The organism is Streptomyces sp. NPDC017993 (assembly GCF_044328065.1).
GTDB lineage: Bacteria > Actinomycetota > Actinomycetes > Streptomycetales > Streptomycetaceae > Streptomyces.
In genome coordinates, this window is record NZ_JBIRGO010000008.1 from 167,524 (window position 1) to 187,711 (window position 20,188).

A 20,188-nucleotide genomic window follows, 5' to 3' on the forward strand; every position below is an offset into this window, starting at 1 on the left:
GTGGCTCAGGTCATCTGCCGTCGTACGAGTTCGTGGAGGTGGCCGGTGGGGTCGGCGAGCAGCGCCGCGGGCGGACCCTGCTCGACGACCCGGCCGTCCGACATCACGATCACCCGGTCGGCGTCCATGACCGTGGAGAGCCGGTGGGCGATCACCAGCCGGCTGGCGCTCAGCTTGCGGGTGCTCTCGATGACGATGCGCTGCGTCTCGTTGTCCAGGGCGCTGGTGGCCTCGTCGAAGAAGAGGATGCGCGGGCGGCGGACCAGTGCCTGGGCGATCATCAGGCGCTGACGCTGACCACCGGAGATCTGACCGCCACCGGAGATCATGGTGTGCATCCCCATCGGCATCCGCTTGATGTCCTCCGCCAGACCGGCCATCTCGGCGGCCTCCCATGCCTCTTCCTGGGAGAACGCCTCGGCGCCGCAGATGCAGTCCAGGATCGATCCCGTCAGCGGCTGGCTGTTCTGCAGCACGACCCCGCACTGCCGCCGTACGGCAGCCTGGTCGAGGGCGGAGAGGTCCTGGCCGTCATAGAGCACGCCGCCGGAGGCCGGCTTGTCGAAGCCGATGAGGAGCCGCAGCAGCGTCGACTTGCCGCAGCCGCTGGGGCCGACGACGGCCACGAATTCGCCGGGCTGGACCTGGAGCGAGACGTCGTCGAGCACCAGGGGGCCGTCGTCGCTGTAGCGGAAGGAGAGTTTCCGCGCCTCGATGCCACCGGAGAGCAGTCCGGGCTGGGAGCTGGCCCCGCGGACCTCAGGTGTCTCGTTCAGCACCGGCTTGACCTGCTCGAACATGGGCAGCGCGGCGGCGGCGGAGACGAGCGCCCCGGAGATCTGGGTGACCGAGGTGAGCAGCATGGTCACGGAGGTGTTGAAGGTCAGGAACGACCCGGCCGACATGCTGCCGCGGGCGGGGCCGGCCAGCAGCATGAACATGGTGAGTGAGCAGAGCGGCAGGTACACCGCGTCGAGAACCGTGGTCAGGTTCTTGATCCGGCCGGCCTTCTGCTGGAGTTCGCGGGAGCGGGCGAACTCCCGGGCCCAGGCCGCGTAGGCGAAGCTCTCGGCCGCGGCGACACGCAGTTTGGGCAGGCCGCGCAGGGTCTGAAAAGCCTGGTTGTTGAGCTTGTTGCCGAGTTCGATCAGCTGCCGCTGCCACTTCAGCTGCCACAGCCCCATGCCGAGGAACACCGCGCCGATGACGATCAGCATGCCGATCGCCGCCATTGCCAGGGGCACGCTGTAGCAGAAAAGCAGTACGAGGTTCATGAGGCCGACCGTGACCGACTGCACGGCCACGGGTCCCACGCCGGACAGCACCCGCCGGATGCTGCTGATGCCCATCGCCGCGCTGGCCAGCTCGCCGGTGGAGCGTTCGGTGAAGAACTTCGTCGGCAGCCGCAGCAGCCGGTCCCACACGGCGGGTTGCAGGGCGCTCTCGATGCGGCCCTCCATCCGCAGGACCGTGAGGTTCTGCAGCAGCATGAAGGCGGCCGTCACGATGCTGGTGATCATGATCGCCAGGGAGACCTGGACGATCAGGCTCCGCTCGGCGGTCGGCACGAAGACGCCCAGGACCTGACCCGTCGCGATCGGCACCAGGGCGCCGAGCCCGACCGTCACCAGCCCGCTGAGGGCGAGGTTGCGCAGGTCCAGGCGGGCGTCGCGCATGCTGAAGCGCAGCAGCCGCCACAGGGTCATGGGCCGCTCGGGCAGCGGGCGGTAGAACATGACGGCGCGCGGCTCGAATTCATCGGCGTTGTCCTTGCCGATGCGCATCCGCAGCCCGGAGGCCGGGTTGACCGCTTCGTAGCGGCCGCGGTGCCACAGCAGGGCGACCGGGGCGCCGGACTTGGAGCGGTGGCCCACCAGCGGGCCGGTGTTGACCCGCCACCACCGGCCGATGAGCCGCACCGCGCGGGTGCGGATCCGCGAGCTGACCGCGATCCGCTCGACGGGGCTGATGCGGTCGTTGACCGCGCCGCTCTTCGAGGGCTCGGTGAGGGTGATCCCGGCCGCCTCGGCGACCCGGCGGCAGACCGCGAAGGTGGTGTCGTCGCCTGCGTTCGCCGCGGCGCCCCGGCCGGTGCCGCCCTGTCGGCCGATGGAGGCCAGCAGCGCCTGGTCCGCCTTCGCCCGGACGGTCTCGCCCGCCTTGATGCCGGCCGCCGTGCGGTCCTCGTGCGCCCGCTCCAGCTGTTCGATCCAGCGGTCGACGGCGGACAGCAGCCGGTACTGCTGGTTGACCATCCGCTGCCACAGCGTGCCGTCGACCAGCAGGTCGTGGGCGGCCTCCGCGCTGTAGGTGGCGCCGTACTGCACGCTGCCGGGCGGTACCGGCATCCACAGGATGTCGTCGTCGGCCACGGCCTCGTCGGCGGGCCGGCCGTCCAGCGGCGCCTCGAAGAGCACGCCGAGGCCGCGCGCCGTGCCGAGCGCGAAGGCATGCTCCAGGGGCGTGTGCACCTCGCCCTGGCCTCCGTACGGGTCGGCGTAGCCGCCCTGGTAACCGTTCTGGTAGCCGCCGTATCCGCCGTACTCGTCGTACGCAGGGAGCTGGAGCTCCCGCAGCGGGATACGGCGCAACTGGCAGTCCTGCGTGGGCCTGCCGAGCAGGGTGTGCTGCGGGCCCTCGACCGGGCCGAGCAGCAGCGTGCCCACTTCGAGGCGGCCGAGGAAGTGCCAGTGGCCCTCCTGTGCGGCGTCGACGGCGAACAGGTCGAGGGCGCCGCCGGTAACGAGCCACAGCACGTGCGGGCCCTCCAGGGGCACGCTGCGCAGCCCGGCGCAGTCGACGGGCGCGCCGAGGCCGCCCAGCGCGTGGGTCACCGCGTCGAGCTCGCCCGGTCCCACGGCCGGGGAGGGGTGTACGGATGACACGTCAGTGCTCCTTGACCAGCTCGGCGTACGGTCCCCCGGCGGCGACGAGGTTCTCGTGCCGCCCCCGTTCGACGACCACGCCGTGGTCGAGGACCACGATCTCGTCGCTGTCGCGCACCGTGCTCAGACGGTGCGCGATCACGACGCATGCGCAGCCGCGCCGCCGCAGGTTGTCGATGATGGTCTGTTCGGTCTGTGCGTCCAGGGCGCTGGTCACCTCGTCGAGGACCAGGATGCTGGGCCGTCGGACCAGCGCGCGGGCGATCTCCAGCCGCTGCCGCTGGCCGCCGGAGAAGTTGCGGCCGTCCTGCTCGACGCGGCTGTGGATGCCGTCGGGGCGCCGGGCGATGACGTCGTCGTAGAGGGCGGCGTCCTGGAGGGCGGTGACGACGGCGTCGTCGGGTATCGAGGGATCCCACAGCGCCACGTTGTCCCGGACGGTGCCCTCGAAGAGGAAGATGTCCTGGTCGACGAAGGAGACCGAGGCGGCGAGCGCGCTGCGGGAGATGTCCTCCAGGCGCTGCCCGTCGATGCGGATGGTCCCTTCCCAGGGGCTGTAGAGGCCGGAGATCAGGCGGGAGACGGTGGACTTCCCGCTGCCGGATCCGCCGACCAGGGCGACCTGCTGGCCGGGGCCCACCGACAGCGAGAAGCCGGTGAGCAGGGGCTTGTCCAGCGGGCTGTAGCCGAAGGTGATCTCCTCCAGCGTCACATGGCCCTTGAGCCTGCGGGTGCTCGCGTCCGGCTCACGGCGGGAGTACAGGGTGTCGACGGGGAAGTTCTCGACGTCCTTCAGCCGGGCCACGTCGGCCGCGAAGTCCTGGATGCGGCCCGCGACCCCGTTCAGCCGGGTGATCGGCGCGGTGAAGCGCGTGACCAGGGCCTGGAAGGCGACCAGCAGACCGATCGAGATATGGCCCTCGACCGCCCGCAGACCGCCGATCCAGAGGATCATCGCGCTGTTGAGGGTGGCCAGGGTGGGCGCGACGACGGCCAGCGCGGCACTCGGCACGCCGAGCCGCTGCTGCACCTCCAGCGTGGTGGCGTGCTGCCCGGCCCACCGGCGGAAGTAGCCGTTCTCGCCGCCGGTGGCCTTCATGGTCTCGATGAGCTGAAGGCCGGTGTACGAGGTGTTGGTCAGCCGGGCGCTGTCCGCGCGCAGCTTCTGTGTGTGGGTGGCCCGCAGCCGGATCACGATGCGCATCGCGACGACGTTGAGCAGCGCGATGAGCACGCCGATGACAGTCAGTTGCGGGTCGTAGGTCCACAGCAGGACGGCGTAGAGGATGACGACGATGCCGTCCACGCCCGCGGCGGCGAGGTCGCGGGCCAGTGTCTCGGCGACCGCGTCGTTGGACTGGAGCCGTTGGACCAGGTCGGCCGGACTTCGCTGGGAGAAGAAGGTGACCGGGAGTCTGAGCAGATGGCGCAGGAACCGGGCGCTGCTGAGGGTGGAGGAGATGATGCGCCCGCGCAGCAGGTTCGCCTGTTGCAGACCGGTCAGTACGGCGGTGAGCGCGACCATGGTGGCCATGGCCGCGAACAGCGGACCCAGCAGTGACGTCTGGTGTCCGATCAGGAACATGTCGATGTACGTGCGGCTCAACGCGGGCACCGCGGCGCCGACCGCGACGAGCAGGAGGCTTGCGAGCAGCGCCGCAAGCAGGGTGGCCTTGGTGCCGCGCATCCGCGCGGGTACCGCGCCCATGACGCCCGGTTTGCGGCCGCCTCGGCGGAAGTTGTCGGAGGGTTCGAAGACCAGCGCCACACCGGTGAAGCTGGTGTCGAAGTCCTCCATCGCCACGAAGCGGCGGCCCTTGTCGGGGTCGTTGATGTGGACGCCCCGGCGGCCGAGGCGGCGGCCCATGCCGTCGTAGACGACGTAGTGGTTGAACTCCCAGAACAAGATGGCCGGGGCCTGCACCTCGGCGAGCGCCGCGGGTTCCATCTGCATGCCCTTGGCCTGCAGTCCGTAGCTGCGGGCGGCCTTGAGCAGGTTGCTGGCGCGCGAGCCGTCACGGGAGACGCCGCAGGCGATGCGCAGCTCCTCCAGCGGGACGTGCTTGCCGTAGTGGGCGAGCACCATGGCGAGCGACGCGGCGCCGCACTCCAGGGCCTCCATCTGCAGGACGGTGGGGGTGCGCACCGTCTTGCGCTTGGGGGTCTTGGTGGGCGGCGGGACGTCCCGGCGCGCGCGGCGGCGTCCGCCGGACGCGGGCTCCGGGCGGTGCCGTCGGCGCCCGGACGGCGGCAGTTGCTGCTGCGGCGGGGCCGCGGAGTCGTGTGGTGCGGTCACGGGAGCAGCCAATCGATCGGATGCTGCGCGGCCAGGTGCACGGAGCCGGCGGCCAGGGTCATGGAGTCGACGGCGTACGGCGGGCCGTCCGAGGACGACCAGGCGTAGCCGGACTTGTTGCCCGGTGCCCGCTCCAGTTCCACGAGGACGGCGACGGGCTGGCCCTGCCGCGAGAACTGCTCGCCGAGCTGGCTGCTGCCCAGGGATCCGGTGATCTGCTGCCGCGTCTGGGCGGTCCTGCCGACGGCCTTCACCCGGCCGCGCAGTACGCCGTACTGCTGGGTCGGCACGGACTGGACGGTGAGGTCCACCGAGGCGCCCACCGGGACCGTCGCACCGCTGTCAGCGGGTACGTAGAGCGTCGCGGTCAGTGGGTCGTCGGCGCCCCGGACCCGCTCCACGGCGGCGACATCCGCACCGGTGGTGACGACGGAGCCGATGGTGGCCACCATGGTTGTCAGCCGGCCCGCGGCGATGGTGCGGACGACGGTGGTGCCCTGCGCGGTACGCACCTTCAGCACGGGCGTGTTGGCGGGGACCCGCTTGCCCTCTTGGGCGAGTACGGCGGTCACCTGTCCCGCGACCGGGCTCTGCAGGATGTAGCTGCCCTGGCCGTGGGTGAGGATGCCGGGGGCCTTGACCGTGGAGGACACGGTGCCGGTCACCGCCCAGACGGATGCGGCGATCATGACGGCGACCGTGACGATCAGGACGAGCAGGCCCTGGGGCCGGGCGAAGCGCACCGGCAGGTCGATCTCTTCGGGCGACTGCAGCTTGGAAAGGGCCTGTTGGCGGAACTGCACGACACTCTTCCCTCAACTGCAAGAAGTTCTCTGTCTGGACAACGCGGCAGGGCCCGGTCGAATGCCACCGGGCCGATCGGCCGGTGAATACCTCCGGGCCGCGGCGGCCGAGTGCCCCGGAGACCCGGCCGAAGCCGGGCGGGTCCGGGGCACAGGGCCCGGTTCCTCGGCGGAGGAAACCGCCGGTGAACCGTCATCACCGCTCAAGACTGTGCCGCGAGGCGGCACATGCGGGTCTCAGAGACCGGAGACCAGGCCCGTGACGCCGGAGGTGCTGACACCGGTGGTCTGCTCGACCAGGCCGGTGGCGGTGTCCAGAACGCCGGAGACCGGGGCGATGGAGTCAACGGTGGAGGTGGCGGTGCCGAGCGCCTCACCGACGAGGCCACCGGCCACGGCGTCGAGCTCGGCGTCGGCGATTACCTGGGTCTGAACCTCGTTCATGATGTTTCCCTTTCGGAATGAATAACTCGAAAAGCCCCAACTGGGCCGCCTGGTAGGGCGATCCTGTCACGGCAGCGGTCGCCGGGGGTACCCGTAAACGAGAACCCTCGTAACTTCCGCAGTGCGAAGGATCAAAGCATGCAGGCGCGTTGCGCAGCTAATCGGTGAACCACCGATCCGGACGCCATCGCTCCGCCGAATTACCTGACGTGGACACACGTCCATGGATTGGTAGCAGGTTCTTCACACGATCTGCGGTTTCAACCGGGCGGGCGGCCGCAGCCTTCCGGTTGTGAACTGGACATTCCCGCATCAACTCGCTGATGCGCTGGTCAGAGCCGGGAGGCAGGCGAGGAGACGTGGCGCCGCCTGCGCATTCGGTGTGTAGATTCGTTGAAGGCCATCATTTTTTGCCGCCCCTGAGCGCAGCGCGTCCACAGAACTGCGGTGAGTGTTTTCGTCGAGCCTCGACGAACGTTGCGCGCGCATTACGGGAACATCGACCGGCCGGTACTCATGGGCGATATTGACGGTAATGCACTGCAGAATCGGTCCGTCATTCCACTGGAATCGGATTGCGTGCACGGAGAACGGACATAACTGCATAACACCGTGAGGCCGGACCCAGGGTAAATGGGCGATTTCTCGCTGACGACCCGGTACCTGCCGCGGTGAGCGTGCCGTACCGACTGGGGCGGATTCCCCGACGCCGGCCGGGAGCCCCGGGCGGCCGCCCGCACACACGCCGGATCGGCGCACCACCGAACCCGCCCCGCACACAAGCCACTCACGTCCACATTTCGGACCACCGAAACCGAATGCACACCGCACGTATTACGCTCGGACGCATGTCCGCACCCGCACGGCTTCTCGGTCTCGCGCTCTTCGCGACCTCGGCCTGGTGCGTCGACGACGGGCTCTGTCGCCTCTGAAGGCTGCCTGCCCACGCGCCTGACACTGCGTGAGCGCAGGTCTCCCGTCCCGCTCGGACGGTCCGCTCCCGGGCCTTGCCCCGGAAAGACGCGTCACCATCCTGGATGTCCCCTCTCCCCTCACCACCCCTGCACGGAGCCGCTGTGACCACCGCACCACCCGACCCGACGGCCGCGACGCCCCGGGCGTCCGCCGCCCTGCTCGCCCCCTCCCCCACCTCCACCCCCCGGCCGGAGTCCCCCGCCGCGCCGCCCGCGCGTCGATTGCCCCTCGCCGTCGGCGCCGGCCTCGCGGTGGCCCTGACCTGCTTCGTGTGGGCCACCTACGGCACCCGGCCGGGCGTGCTCCTGCTGCTGGGACTCGGGCTGGGCGTCGCCCTGTTCCACTCCCGGTTCGGCTTCACCTCCGCCTGGCGGCAGCTCGTCGCCGTCGGCAACGGCGCCGGCCTGCGTGCCCACGCCCTGCTGCTCGGCACCACCGCCACACTGTTCGCCCTCATCATCGGCAGCGGCACCGGTCTCCTCGGCGCGGTGCCCGCGCCCTCGGGCGGACCGCTGGGGGTCGGGCTGCTCCTCGGCTCGTTCGTCTTCGCCATCGGCATGCAGCTCGGTGGCGCGTGCGCCTCGGGCACCCTCTTCGCCGTGGGATCGGGGCAGACCTCCATCGCGCTCACCCTCGGCGGCTTCGTGGCCGGCACCACGCTGGCCGCCTGGCAGTTCGACCTGTGGAAGGACCTGCCGGCGCTCGACCCCGTGCTCCTCTCCGACCACCTGGGCTGGTTCGGGTCCTGGGCCGTGACGATCCTCGCGCTGGCGGTCGTCGTGGGCATCAGCCGGGTCGTCCAGGCCCGCCGCAACCCCCCGCCCATGGGTCCGGTCCCGTCCGCGAAGGGCGCGGCGGCACGCGTCCTGCGCGGCTCCTGGCCGTTGGCGGCCGGCGCGCTGGCACTGGCACTGCTCGGCGGCGGGGTGCTGCTCGTCTCCGGCGGCGCCTGGGGCGTCACCAGCGCCTTCAGCCTGTGGGGGTCGGAGCTGGTCCGGCTGCTCGGAGGGCACCCCGAGAACTGGACCTTCTGGCAGCAGCCGGACAACGCCCGGATGCTCGCCGGGCCGGTCCTCGCCGACAGGACGAGCCTCACCGATATCGGCATCATGATCGGCGCGGCGGTCGCCGCGGCGCTCGGCGGGACCTGGGCGCTGCACCGGGGCACGCCCTGGCGTACCGCCGTGGCCGCCGTCGCGGGCGGCGTCCTGATGGGCATCGGCGCCCGCCTCGCCGGCGGCTGCAACATCGGCGCGTACCTCGCCGGGATCGCCTCGGGCAGCCTGCACGGCTGGATCTGGGGCGCGACGGCCCTGCTCGGCACCTGGGCGGGCCTGAAGCTGCGCCCGCTCTTCGGGCTGGCCAACCCCAAGGCGGGCGACGGCATCTGCTGACGCCGGTGGCAGCCGGCCACGGACCGGTGCACGGTGGGAAGGGACTGCCCGACGACCGGAAGGAGCGGCAGGTGGAGCCGGTCGAGGCGCTGGAGCGGATCGCCTTCCTGCTGGAGCGGCAGGGGGCGGTGACCTACCGCGTGCAGGCGTTCCGCAATGCCGCGGCGGCGGTCGCGGCGCTGGACGGCGACGAGCTGCGGCAGCGGGCCCGGAACGGCTCGCTCACCCGCGTCAAAGGGCTGGGCCCCAAGACCGTCCGGGTGATCGAAGAAGCGCTCTCGGGAGAGGTGCCCGCCTATCTGACCCGGCTGGAGGAGGGGGCGGGCGGACCGCTGGTCGACGGCGAGCGGGGGCAGCGGCTGCGCGGCGCGCTACGCGGCGACTGCCACCTGCACTCGGACTGGTCGGACGGGGGCAGCCCCGTGGAGGCGATGGCCAGAGCCGCCCGCGACATGGGACACGAGTGGTGTGTACTGACCGACCACTCCCCCCGGCTCACCATCGCCCGCGGTCTGAGCCCCGAGCGGCTCCGCGAGCAGCTGGCGCTGGTCGCGGAGGTGAACAAGCAGCTGGCGCCGTTCCGGCTGCTGACGGGCATCGAGTGCGACATCCTCACCGACGGCGAACTCGACCAGGAGCCGGAACTGCTCGACGAGCTGGATGTGGTGGTGGCCTCGGTGCACTCCAAGCTCCGGATGGACGCCGAGCCGATGACGCGGCGGATGCTCGCGGCGGTACGCAATCCGCTCGTCGATGTGCTCGGCCACTGCACCGGCCGGCAGATCACCGGCAAACTGCGGCCGGAGTCGCGGTTCGACGCGGGAGAGGTCTTCGCGGCCTGCGCGGAGCACCACACCGCGGTGGAGATCAACTGCCGCCCCGACCGGTTCGACCCGCCGCGCCGGCTGCTCCGGCAGGCGCTGGAGGAGGGGACGCTGTTCTCGATCGACACCGACGCGCACGCCCCCGGCCAACTGGACTGGCAGATCTACGGATGCGCCCGCGCCGAGGAGTGCGGCGTCCCCGCGGACCGGATCATCAACACCTGGACGGCCCGCCAACTCGCGACCTGGACCCGCACCGGCAGAACGCCGCGCGCGACGGCGTCGAGCGCGGGCTGACCTCCAGCGCGCCGCGTCCGTTGTCCGGCAGCGGGCCGCGCCCGTCCGCCCCTCCCGTCGGCTCCGCTCACCCGGTGGGCTGCGGAGCGGGCTGCGTGGCCGGGGCCGGGGTGAGCCGCAGGACGGTGACGTAGGCGACCACCACGGCGACGATCACCAGGGGCATGACGGTGAGCCCCGAGTGGCCGAGCAGGAGCGTGGCCATCAGCACCGACGTCATCGGCAGCTTGAGCATGGCGACGCACATCGCTCCGACACCCATGGCGAAGGCCGAGGTGAGCGGCAGCCCGGGGAGGTGGGAGAGGGCCACGCCGCCGGCCGCGCCGAGGAACAGGGCCGGGAAGATGGGGCCGCCCCGGAAGCTGCTCAGCGACACGGAATACGCCAGCCCCTTGCACAGCACCAGAAGCACCAGCGCGCCCACCGAGTAGTCGGCGCTCTCGCTGAAGAGGGCGCCCATCGCGGTCTGCCCCGAGTACAGCACCTCGGACGACGGTTTGTCGGTGACCGCGGCGAACACCACCGCGAGCGCGCCCACCACCAGTCCCGCCGCCACGGTGGCCGGCACCCGATGACGGGCGACCCGTTTCTTGAGCAGCAGGGCGAGCCGCCGGACGCCCGTCGCGGCGAAGGCGGCGAGCAGCCCGATGACCAGTGCCCAGCCGAATTCCGGCACCGTCGGCTGGGCGGCCTGCGGAATGTGATGGAGCTCCAGGGAATAGGTGCCGAGGCCGGTCCAGGCGCCCAGCCCGACGAAGATGAGGGCGCCGATGCCGGCCGCGAGCAGACCCGGCACCAACACCATCCCGAGCATCGCTCCGCCCAGGCCCGACGCCTCCATGAGCAGGAAGGCGCCCAGCAGCGGCGAGCCGAGCAGCGCGCTGACCGCCGCGAAGCTGCCCGCGGCGCCCACCACCGAGACGGTCTGCGCCGATACGTCCCGCTGCACGAGTCGCACCGCGCCCACCGCCAGGCCACCGCCGAGTGCGATCAGCGGCGCCTCGGGGCCGAGTACCGCGCCGAAGCTGAGGGTGGCCAGGGCCGCGAAGGCGATGCCGGGGAGCGCGGCGACCCCGGGCGCGCCGCCGACCGACAGGCCGTCGGCTGGCTCGTGGCCGCCGCGGCCCGGGAGGTGGCGGACCGTCAGGCCCACCAGCACACCGGCCACCGCGAGCATCGGCAGCGGCCACCACAACGGCGTCCCCGAGAACCCCAGCGACCGGGGCAGGTCCTGGTAGATCAGGGGTTCCAGCTCGCCGACCAACGCGAGGAAGCCGAACGCCGCGGCGCAGACCGGGGCACCGATCAGCGCGGCCACCACCAGGAGTTTCGCGTACGCCCGGGTCCGCACCAGCGCGAAGGGGTCCTGCGGCGGCGCCGCCGGTGCTCCGTCGTGCGGGCCGACGGCCATGCGCATCGCCTCCTCAAAAACCGGCCGCGCTCCGTCACCAATCGGCCGCCGGCGTACTGAGCCTGCCACGCGGGCCACTGGCCGGCGGCGGGGACTCGCCGGGAGAGCACGGCGCCACTCCCCAAGCGGCTGCGAGATCTTCAGCCGACCTCGACACGGAACCATGGACCCAGCGCGCTGGACGTTCGCCCCGTACGGCGAGCGCGTACGGGTGTGGGGGTGTGGGGTGTGACGAGACGCCGGCCCATTTCTTCGACACCACAGCCGCCTCCGATTCCGTGGCGATCATGGACTGCGGCTGCTGGCGTCTGTCCGGTGGGTCGAGTGTTCCTGAGCCGGGGGGCCGGCCACCGGGGGTCTGCCCCCGGGGGTTGGGAGCCTTCGATCAGCTCAGTCGGCCATCGGCGTAGACCACGCTCGCATCGCGCCGGCTCGTTACCTTCATTGCCTTTCCCCAGTTCGGCGATGGCGCGAAGGAGCAAACCCAGCCGCTTCCCTTGCGGCAGAAGCCGTTGGTGGTGCTCGCGGAGCACGGCCACTTGCTCGGCCTGGCTGTCCCGGGACCCACCCGGATTTCGTGCACCCCCAGGTCCAAATCCCGCATCAGCAGGCTCTGCTGAAGCCCGCGGCAGACCTGCCTACTCGTGGCAGCGGATTTCGCTACTCCCGACCCTCATTGGCGGCGCCCGTTCGCTCCTCGCCCCGCCCGCCCCGTCTGCCCCCGTCGTCAACTCGCCATAGGACAGAGGGACTTGACGCCTGTCTACCTTCATCTCCAAGGCCATCGAGGCCGAACGCGCTCCCCACCGAGACCGAACGCAACAGGCCCCGGGGCTCTGACCGACCCTCAGCCGACGTCCCGCGCCCCACGGTCGGCGCGCTGCTCAACGCGCGTGGTTTGACGGAGCCGGTCGTGGTCCAGATCGAGTTCCAGGCGGGCATCATCGACACACGGATGCTCGGCATCCTCACGTTGGTGGCTCTGGGCACAACGGTGATGACCAGTCCACTCCCGCGGCTGCTCGGGTTATTCCCCCTCCGCCGGTCCGATCGGCACGTTCCCCCAAGACGCGACCGAAAGAATTCGGCCAATGGCCGGAAGTTCATAAGGACATGCCGAGCCACCTCCCGCAAAGCGGCACCTGACCGGTAATCGACACAACGGAATGCTGCCCGGGGGGCTTGCGATACCCCCGATCCGCGAAGGCGCATCTCGCATACCGGACTACCGGGCGGCAGTTGATCTTGGATTGCTAATCTTCCGGAACTCGTGACGAACCTCAGGAGCGACATGCGGTACCAGCTTGGGTCGGCTGCGGCCCATATTTCCTCGCCTTTCCTGGCAAGCTATGCGACGCTGCCCGCAGATGAACACCTGCAGAAGGGGCACCATTTTCGGTTCCGCGCCTTCAGCAAAGCGAGGGTGAAGGGCGACGCTTTCCTCTGGGACGACGACACCACTTTCTTTCAGAGCGACGGCATCAACAGTTACGCCGGCGGCCGGCACAGGAACTTCGCCCCCTTCGGTGAGCCGGCCCGGGAGTTCGCCGAGGGCCTCGTGAACTCCCCCGCGACACGCGCACTCGTGACGGCCGAGGAGTTCCGGATCGGCTGCCACCAGATACGCATCAAGGCCGATGACGAGCACGTCGGCCTCCCTGCCCCGGAAGGGTTCCACCAGGACGGCTACGACCTGATCGCGGTCACCTGCGTAGCCGTCGACAACGTCAGCGGCGGCATATCCCTGGTCCGTGAGAAGGACCCGGCGGGAGACGTCATCGTGGAGCGGGTCATGCCGCCCGGCGAGGCACTGTTCCTGGCGGACCAGGAGGTCGTGCACTACGTCAGTCCGATCACTCCCAAGGTGCCGGGCAAGCCGGCGTACCGGGATGTTGCCGTGATCACCTTCTCCTTCGAAAACGAGACCCCATGAGCATCGCTTCGTACACCATCCAGGACTGGCTCTTCGACCGCGCCCAAGGACGCTTCGACCTCGATCTGGCCGAAAGCGGCGTGCAGTTCCAGTTACTGGGGGACCTTCCCCTGGAGTCGGACTGGGAGCTGGACTACAGCCTGGACCGCGGGACCCCGCAGCTGCGCGCGCAGATCGCCGCGCTGTACGAGGGCACCGAGGCCACAGAGGCGGACCGGCGTGACGTCATCGTCACCCACGGCGCGCAGGAGGCCCTCTACCTCCTCTACCGCTCCGCCCTGGAGGCCGGGGACCACGTGGTGACCACCGCACCCGGCTGGCAGCAGGCGTGGGAGGTTCCCGCGCACATCGGGTGCGACGTCACCGTCCTGCCCTGGCGGCCCGGCGACCCCTTCGACGTCGAGGCGCTCGCCCGCGTGGTCCGGCCGGACACCCGGATGCTGATCCTCAACAGCCCCGGGAATCCCTCCGGATGTGTGCTGAGCCCCGCGGACTGGGACGCGGTTCTGGACATCGCGCGGGCGCACGACCTGTGGGTGGTGAACGACGAGGAGTACCTGCTCGACTTCGACGCCTCGGTGGTCCGGCGCTACCCCCGATCGGTTTCCGTCTCCGGCCTGTCCAAGGTCTACGGCATGCCGGCGCTGCGCATCGGCTGGGCGAAGGGCCCGACGGACGTCATCGAGGCGATGGTGAACTACAAGCGGTACACCACGGTCTCCAACTCCCTGGTGTGGGAACGCGTGGCGACGCGCGTACTCGCCGACCGGGAACGGCACCTGGAGCGCTACCGGTCCCTCGTCACACCGGGGCAGCGACGGCTCGTCCAATTCGCCGAAGAGCACGCCGCGAACGTCGACCTGGTGCATCCGGACGGTACCCCCTTCGCCTGGCTGCACTTCACGGCCGGCATCTCCTCGCAGCAGTTCGCCGAGGAACTGCTCGCCGATCAACGCATGCTCGTCATGCCCGCCGAGGTCTTCGGCGCCGAACAGGGGCTGCGGATCAGCTACGCGCGGCCCGCAGACGTGCTGGAGGAAGGGCTGCGCCGGTTGTCGGCACAGCTGCACAAGACGCCGTAGACCGGCCTGCCGGTGCTGCCGGGCAGCACCGGCAGCCTGCGGGGAGCCGTCGAAGTACCGAATGTTCAGGGGGAAGGACGCATGCACAGCACAACCGGCGAGGCGCCGGGCAAAGCCTTGGGCGGCGATTTCCGGGGCGACCTGGCCGTCGCGGCGAAGCTGACCGTACCGGTCGCGATGGGGTACATACCGCTGGGAGCGGCGTTCGGCATCCTCCTGGTGAGCCAGGGGCTCCCGTGGTTCTGGGCTCCCACCACCGCGCTCGTGGTGTTCGCCGGCTCCCTCGAATTCCTGGCCGTCTCCATGATCTCGACGGGGCTGAGCCTCGCCGCCATCGCCGTGACCACGCTTCTGGTGAACTTCCGCCACATCTTCTACGGGCTCTCCTTCCCGATGGAACTGCTGCGCGGCAGAGCACAGCGTGGCTACGGGATCTTCGCCCTCACCGATGAGACGTACTCGCTGCTCGCCGGAACCGCGCCGGAGGAACTCAACGGCCGCCGGATCACCCTGATACAGGTTCTCAGCCACGGGTACTGGGTGCTGGGGAGTCTGTCGGGCGCGCTCGCCTCCACCGCTCTCCCGGCCGGCGTCGAGGGCGTGGAGTTCGCGCTGACGGCCCTGTTCGTTGTGCTCGCCTGGGATCACGCGCGCAAGCGGACAAACCTGCGGGCCGTGGGTTACGGCGTGGCGGCCAGTGTGCTCGCGGGGATCCTGGCGGCGGATCAGTTCCTGACAGTGGCGGTCATCGCCTTCCTGCTGATGCTGGTCGCGGACTATGCGATGGCGAGGTCGAAGCGTGCCTGAAGCGTCCTACATCGTCGGTGCCATAGCAGTGATGTGCGCGGTCACCTTCGCCCTGCGCGCCACTCCTTTCGTACTGTTCAAAAACTTCTCCGGTTCTCCGCTGCTCGATTTCCTGCGTGGCTCACTTCCACCGGGAATCATGGTGATCCTGGTGGCGTACAGCATTCATACCGTCGACTTCACGAGGTATCCGTACGGCCTGCCGGCGGTAGCCGGGATCATGGTCTGCGGCGGGCTCTACCACTGGCGGAAAAGCCCGCTTCTCGCAATTGTACTGGGGACCGCTACCTACATGGTGCTGATAAACGCACTGCACTGACTTCCGCTGAAATTCGACCGGAGAGCGTGCCCGGCGCAGCACGCAGATTCTTGAACCGATCACGGGAGACGAAGAATGAGCCCCCTCGATCACGCCCGCGGAATCGTCACGCCCCAGCACTTCGGCACGGGAGGCACCTGGTGAGCAGAAACGTGGTCATCATCGGAGGAGGTGCCACTGCGGTGAGTGCCTTCCGCAGTCTCGTCCGAATACCCGGTGTTGCGTCCATCTGCTTCATCGCTCCCAATGCCATCGGCTGTGGCACGGCCTTCGGAGCGGGCGATCCGCAGCTGCTGTGCAACACCTCGGTGGACGTCACCTCGCTGTCCCCCGAAGGAGATTCGGAGTTACTCGGCTACCTCGCTGCTCGGGGCTGGCCCGTCCAACGCGACGATTTCGTGCCTCGCTATCTGGTCACCCAGTACGCCCGGGAGAGCTATCTGCGCCACCGGGCCGACGCGGAGCTGCGCGGTGTCCGAGTCATGCACCTGCGGGGCCTCGCACGGTCGGTCGGAGGAACCACGGGCCGCTACCGCGTCAAGCTTGCGGACGGCCGGTCCATGGCGGCCACGGACGTGTTGCTCTGTCTGAACGGCACCACCCCTCGTCTCCCCGAGGCGCTGCGTGCTCGCAGCGCCTCACCGCGGCTGCTCACCAGTCCCTATCCCGCTCGCCGGCTGCGGCAGATTCCGCCGGGCTCCTCGGTCCTGGTGGTGGGGACCAAACTCTCCGCGCTTGACGCGGCACTCACCCTCTGCCGGCGCGGTCTGCCCACCGTCATGACCTCGCCGTCGGGGGAACTCCCCGCCGTACGGACCCGGTTGTGCCGTACCAGTGCCGCAGGCCTGGCTCAGCAGTGGGAGGAGCAACTGCACCGCGGCGCAGGCCCGGCCGAACTCCTACGCCCCCTGCTACGGCTCATACGGGCACTGGGCAACCGCCGGCCGGTACTCCCGCAGCTGAGCCGCGTCGTCAGCGTCCACGAGCGGCTGCGGCACGAGACCGCGCAGGCCGAGACCGGACACGTGCCATGGCAGGACGCCGTCGCCGAGGTGATCGACGGGCTCAACGTCGTCCTGCCGAAGCAGCCGGAGCACATCCAGAGGCAGGTCCTGGCCGCGTACCGCGGAGCGATGTCCCGCTACATCTCCTCCATCCCCGTCAGCAACGCCCGCCGGATCCTGGCCCATCTGGACTCCGGTGCGCTGAGGGTGGCCGGCGCCTACCCGCAGCGCATCGATCCGCACCCCGGTGACGGCTGGACGGTCACCTGGCCCGATGGCCGCACCGAGCACGTCGACTGGATCGTGTGCGCGTCCGGCTTCGAGGCTCCCTCGCTGGCGGTCACCAAGGCCGGAGAACTCCGCATCGGCGCTCCCACCGCCGACGGCGACCGCCCGGCCGTGGTGGGCCACGACCTGCGGATCGTTCGCGACCCCTGGCAACCCCCCGAGCGGCTGTGGGCACTGGGTGCGGCGGCGGGTTCCCGCTTCCCCATCGTCAACTACCTGCGCGCCGCGGCGCAGCACGCCACCACCGTTGCCCGCCAACTCTCGCTGGAGCCCTGGCGAGCCGCCCATGTCGACCCAGCCGTGCGCGTACCGGCTGCACGGCTCCCCGAAAGGACCTCCTCGTGATCGCTCTCATCAATCCCGTCTCCACCGGTGTCGATCTGGCCACAGCGTTCCGGGAGGAGGGCGCGGAATGTGTACACGTCTACACTCCCGATCAACGTGCCGCGTACGAGGCGGACTCCGCTGCCGCCCGGCTGCTCCACGGGGACACCGGCCACACGGCCGAGCAGCTGACCCTGCTCGGCGTCGATACCGTCGTCGCCGCCAGTGAGTACGGAGTCACCCTCGCCGACGACCTGGCGGAGCTGCTCGGCACGGAGCACCATGATCTGTCCCAGCGGGCGGCCCGCCGGGACAAGTACCTGATGGTCCAGGCGCTTCGCTCGGCGGGTGTACCGCACGCCCGCACGGTGACCGTCAGGTCGGAGCCGGAACTGGAGAAGGTACTCGACGACTGGGAAAGCTTCCCTCTCGTGGTCAAGCCCCTCAACAGCGCGGGCAGTGACGGCTGCACGGTCTGCCCCGACCGGCTCACCGCGATCGAGGCCTTCCGCTCGGTCACCGGCTCGCGCAACCTCATGGGCGAGACCAACGACGAGATCATCGTCCAGCAGTGCCTCGACGGCACCCAGTACATCGTCAACACGGTCAGCCTGCACGGCCGGCATCTGCTCACCGAGCTGTACGCCGAGCGGATAGACCGAACCGACAACGCACCGGTGCTGCGTCACATCATCTCTCGCGACCGGGCCGCCGGGCCCGAAAAAGACCTGGTGGACTACGTGTTCGCATGTCTGGATGCGCTCGGCATCCGCGAAGGCGCCGCGCACACCGAGGTGATGCTCACGGCGGAAGGACCGCGCCTGGTCGAGGTCAACTCCCGTGTCATGGGCCCGTGCCTGGCGCCGGACCCTTACCACGCCGCGTTCGGCTACAGCCACCAGCACCTCACGGTGGAGCGCTACCTGCGGCCCGCCGAGTTCGAGCGTCGCTTCTCCCTTCCGTACGGGCCGGCACGCACCGTGGCCAAGATCTTCCTGCGCCCCGAGAGCGACGGCGTTCTGGAGGCGATCGACGGCCTGCGGCTCCTGAGGCGTATGCCGGGCTTCCACAGCATCGCCCGGCTTCCACAGGTGGGAGAGGCCCTTGAGGACCGCTACCTGACCACAGGGGCCTGCGGCATCGCCTTCCTCGTCCACGAGGACGCCGAGCTGCTCGAGAGCGCACTCCACACGCTCCACGAGATCGAGGACAGCGGCGACTTCTTCCGGATCCGCACGGGTGGGTCGTGACATGCCGGCGTTGATGATCCTTTTGTCGGTGGTGCTGCAAGCAGGATGCTTCGGCTACCTGTCCGGACGGCTCACGCCGAGCGGCAGTCTGCTGCTCTCGTGCGTGGGCTTCGCCATCGCCGCGCTGGTGTTCACCGCGCTGCATACGGTCCGCCGCAGGCAGCGCAGTCCACTCACTCCCGTTGGCGACTCCGTCGACGCAGTCGAGGGCACCGAGAACCGACGGCTGGTGCGCCGGTTGCTCTGGCTGATGAACCTCCTCACCGCCCTCACCTTCGTGAGCTTCTACGTCGCGCTCGCCTGGATCCCCGCGACGCTGGCCAGCGGCATCGAGACAGCCATCGGTCCGCTGGCGCTGGCGGTGCTCGCCCTTCTTCTGGCGCGGGGCGAGCGGCCCACCCCGCGGGCCTGGCTGAGTGCAACGGCACTGGCCATCGTCGGGGGCACTCTGGCATGGCGATTGACGGATGCCGGAAGCATCTCCCCGGCCTCGGTCGCGGGGCTTGCCCTGGTGGCGGTGGCCGGGGTGGGCGCTTCCGGACTCGCGCTCGTCTCCAAGGCCCTGGGCGCGCTCGGTGCCGACCCGGTCACGGTCACCGCTCATCGTTTCCATCTCACCTATCTCGGCGCCGGCGCGATCTTCCTGCTGGAGGGCGGCTCCCCCTACGAGAGCGGTGTCCCGCCGGCTCTGCTCCCGCTCATCGGCGTCGCGGCCGTCACGATTCCGCTCTTCGTCCTCCAAGTGGGTCTGCAGCGCGCGAATCCGATGGTGGCGATGACCATCCTGACGACGCTGCCCGGCCTCACCTATCTCTCCGAGGCCGCGTGGGGTGGGAACCTCGACGCCGGAAGCCTCGCGCTCACTGCGCTGCTGGTCGCCCTGGCAGCACTGTCCGCCGCTCCCGGCTCCCGTGCACGAAAGGGACGAGCAACGCCCTCCGGTGGAACGACGGAAGCCCAAGTCGGTGCGGAATGTGCCGACTTGGGGGCGAACCCACCAGGCGGAGATCTCTCTCGACCCCCCGGCCTCCCGGACCCGGCCGGGGGCGCCCCCTCTCGCACTTCTGTGGGAGACCAGGAGAATGCCTGAGTTCGCACGTCCCCCGACGCATCCGCGCTGCCGCCCCGGCCGACGCGGTCGCTGCGGGCTTCCTTGCGGTGCTCACCGGCGTCACCGCGCTGTTGCCCTCGTCGTCACTGCCGCTCAGCAGGACGAGCATCCACCACGTCACAGCTGACGTCGTGGATGCTCGCCCTGGGTTTCGGGATGGGCGTTACCTGTATCGGTCTCTCCCTGGGCCACCAAGCCCCGGTGGTCACGGCGTGGTCCACCCCGGAGCCGCGCTCCTGGCGACCGGTCTGCACGGGGTGTCGACAGCGCAGGCGGTAGGCGCTTTTCTCTTCTCTGCCGTGCTGGTCGCAGAGAAGCGGGCTGACCGGCGGGTTCGCCCATGTTCGCCGTGTATCTCGTCTGCTGGCGGTGGCTCCCCCAATACGCCGTGATCGCGGCACTCCTGGTGGGCACTGCGGTGACCGTGTGGCAGGGTTCGTGGAACTTGGGCCGGGTGCACCCGGAGCCGGCCGCGCCGGCATTCGTGCGGCCTGAGTTCTCCTGGCAGGTGCTGGTGAGCGTCGGCCTCCCGCTCTTCGTGGTCACCATGGCGTCGCAGAACCTGCCAGGCGTTGCGGTACTGCCACCGCGTCCGGCATCACCCTGTTCGGTATAGGCCCCACGTTCCGGGGGCTGCCGGCGGGCGTTCTCGCCACCGCCGTACTCAGCCCACGCCACGAGAAGGCCCCCTCCGCTCCCTCGCAGCAGGAGGCCCCGGCACCGGGGGAGGAAGCAGTACCG

The 20,188-nt window shown here is 70.0% G+C and carries 16 protein-coding genes; 11 read left to right on the forward strand and 5 right to left on the reverse strand.

Going from position 1 to position 20,188, the window contains the following annotated elements; genetic code table 11:
- Positions 1–5: 5 nt before the first annotated feature.
- From ACH4FH_RS16775 to ACH4FH_RS16790, 4 genes are all read right to left on the reverse strand, one after another.
- Positions 6–2,885 carry an NHLP bacteriocin export ABC transporter permease/ATPase subunit gene (locus tag ACH4FH_RS16775; protein ID WP_398556578.1) on the reverse strand — a complete coding sequence of 960 codons (2,880 nt, stop codon included), beginning with the start codon at positions 2,883–2,885 and terminating at the stop codon, positions 6–8.
- Position 2,886: 1 nt separating this feature from the next.
- Entirely contained in the window at positions 2,887–5,181 is a 2,295-nt protein-coding gene (locus ACH4FH_RS16780) for an NHLP family bacteriocin export ABC transporter peptidase/permease/ATPase subunit (RefSeq protein ID WP_398556579.1), read from the reverse strand.
- Positions 5,178–5,984, reverse strand: coding sequence for an HlyD family efflux transporter periplasmic adaptor subunit (locus ACH4FH_RS16785; RefSeq protein WP_398556580.1), 807 nt, complete (start codon positions 5,982–5,984; stop codon positions 5,178–5,180). Before ACH4FH_RS16785 ends, ACH4FH_RS16780 begins: the two co-directional genes overlap by 4 nt.
- Before the next feature lie 237 nt (positions 5,985–6,221).
- Positions 6,222–6,428, reverse strand: a complete 207-nt coding sequence (locus ACH4FH_RS16790) for a type A2 lantipeptide (protein ID WP_398556581.1) — start codon at positions 6,426–6,428, stop codon at positions 6,222–6,224.
- Positions 6,429–7,504: 1,076 nt separating this feature from the next.
- Between ACH4FH_RS16790 and ACH4FH_RS16795 the strand changes: the two genes are divergently transcribed.
- Complete coding sequence (locus ACH4FH_RS16795; protein ID WP_398556582.1) at positions 7,505–8,797, forward strand: YeeE/YedE family protein; 1,293 nt, start codon at positions 7,505–7,507, stop codon at positions 8,795–8,797.
- A gap of 71 nt (positions 8,798–8,868) precedes the next feature.
- Positions 8,869–9,918, forward strand: a complete 1,050-nt coding sequence (locus ACH4FH_RS16800) for a PHP domain-containing protein (protein WP_398556781.1) — start codon at positions 8,869–8,871, stop codon at positions 9,916–9,918.
- Positions 9,919–9,985: 67 nt separating this feature from the next.
- Here ACH4FH_RS16800 and ACH4FH_RS16805 read toward each other — a convergent pair whose 3' ends face one another.
- Positions 9,986–11,329 (reverse strand): chloride channel protein, encoded by a 1,344-nt coding sequence (locus ACH4FH_RS16805; RefSeq protein WP_398556583.1) that lies wholly within the window; start codon positions 11,327–11,329, stop codon positions 9,986–9,988.
- 1,291 nt (positions 11,330–12,620) lie between these two features.
- Between ACH4FH_RS16805 and ACH4FH_RS16810 the strand changes: the two genes are divergently transcribed.
- The 9 genes from ACH4FH_RS16810 (at position 12,621) to ACH4FH_RS16850 (ending at position 20,063) form a co-directional block, all read left to right on the forward strand.
- On the forward strand, positions 12,621–13,262 hold the full coding sequence (locus ACH4FH_RS16810; protein ID WP_398556584.1) for a 2OG-Fe dioxygenase family protein: 642 nt from the start codon (positions 12,621–12,623) through the stop codon (positions 13,260–13,262).
- A complete protein-coding gene (locus ACH4FH_RS16815; RefSeq protein ID WP_398556585.1) occupies positions 13,259–14,344 on the forward strand; it encodes a pyridoxal phosphate-dependent aminotransferase in 1,086 nt (361 codons plus the stop codon). Before ACH4FH_RS16810 ends, ACH4FH_RS16815 begins: the two co-directional genes overlap by 4 nt.
- Before the next feature lie 81 nt (positions 14,345–14,425).
- Complete coding sequence (locus tag ACH4FH_RS16820) at positions 14,426–15,151, forward strand: AzlC family ABC transporter permease (protein WP_398556586.1); 726 nt, start codon at positions 14,426–14,428, stop codon at positions 15,149–15,151.
- Positions 15,144–15,470: a branched-chain amino acid transporter permease gene (locus tag ACH4FH_RS16825; protein ID WP_398556587.1), complete on the forward strand. Its 327-nt coding sequence runs from the start codon at positions 15,144–15,146 to the stop codon at positions 15,468–15,470. The genes ACH4FH_RS16820 and ACH4FH_RS16825 overlap by 8 nt, the downstream gene beginning before the upstream one ends.
- A 140-nt stretch (positions 15,471–15,610) precedes the next feature.
- Positions 15,611–17,107, forward strand: a complete 1,497-nt coding sequence (locus ACH4FH_RS16830; protein WP_398556588.1) for an FAD/NAD(P)-binding protein — start codon at positions 15,611–15,613, stop codon at positions 17,105–17,107.
- Complete coding sequence (locus ACH4FH_RS16835) at positions 17,104–18,336, forward strand: ATP-grasp domain-containing protein (protein WP_398556589.1); 1,233 nt, start codon at positions 17,104–17,106, stop codon at positions 18,334–18,336. Before ACH4FH_RS16830 ends, ACH4FH_RS16835 begins: the two co-directional genes overlap by 4 nt.
- A 28-nt stretch (positions 18,337–18,364) precedes the next feature.
- Entirely contained in the window at positions 18,365–19,426 is a 1,062-nt protein-coding gene (locus ACH4FH_RS16840; protein ID WP_398556590.1) for a hypothetical protein, read from the forward strand.
- Between the two features lie 177 nt (positions 19,427–19,603).
- Entirely contained in the window at positions 19,604–19,726 is a 123-nt protein-coding gene (locus ACH4FH_RS16845; RefSeq protein WP_398556591.1) for a hypothetical protein, read from the forward strand.
- Between the two features lie 61 nt (positions 19,727–19,787).
- Positions 19,788–20,063 carry a benzoate/H(+) symporter BenE family transporter gene (locus ACH4FH_RS16850; RefSeq protein ID WP_398556592.1) on the forward strand — a complete coding sequence of 92 codons (276 nt, stop codon included), beginning with the start codon at positions 19,788–19,790 and terminating at the stop codon, positions 20,061–20,063.
- The last annotated feature ends 125 nt before the right edge of the window (positions 20,064–20,188 follow it).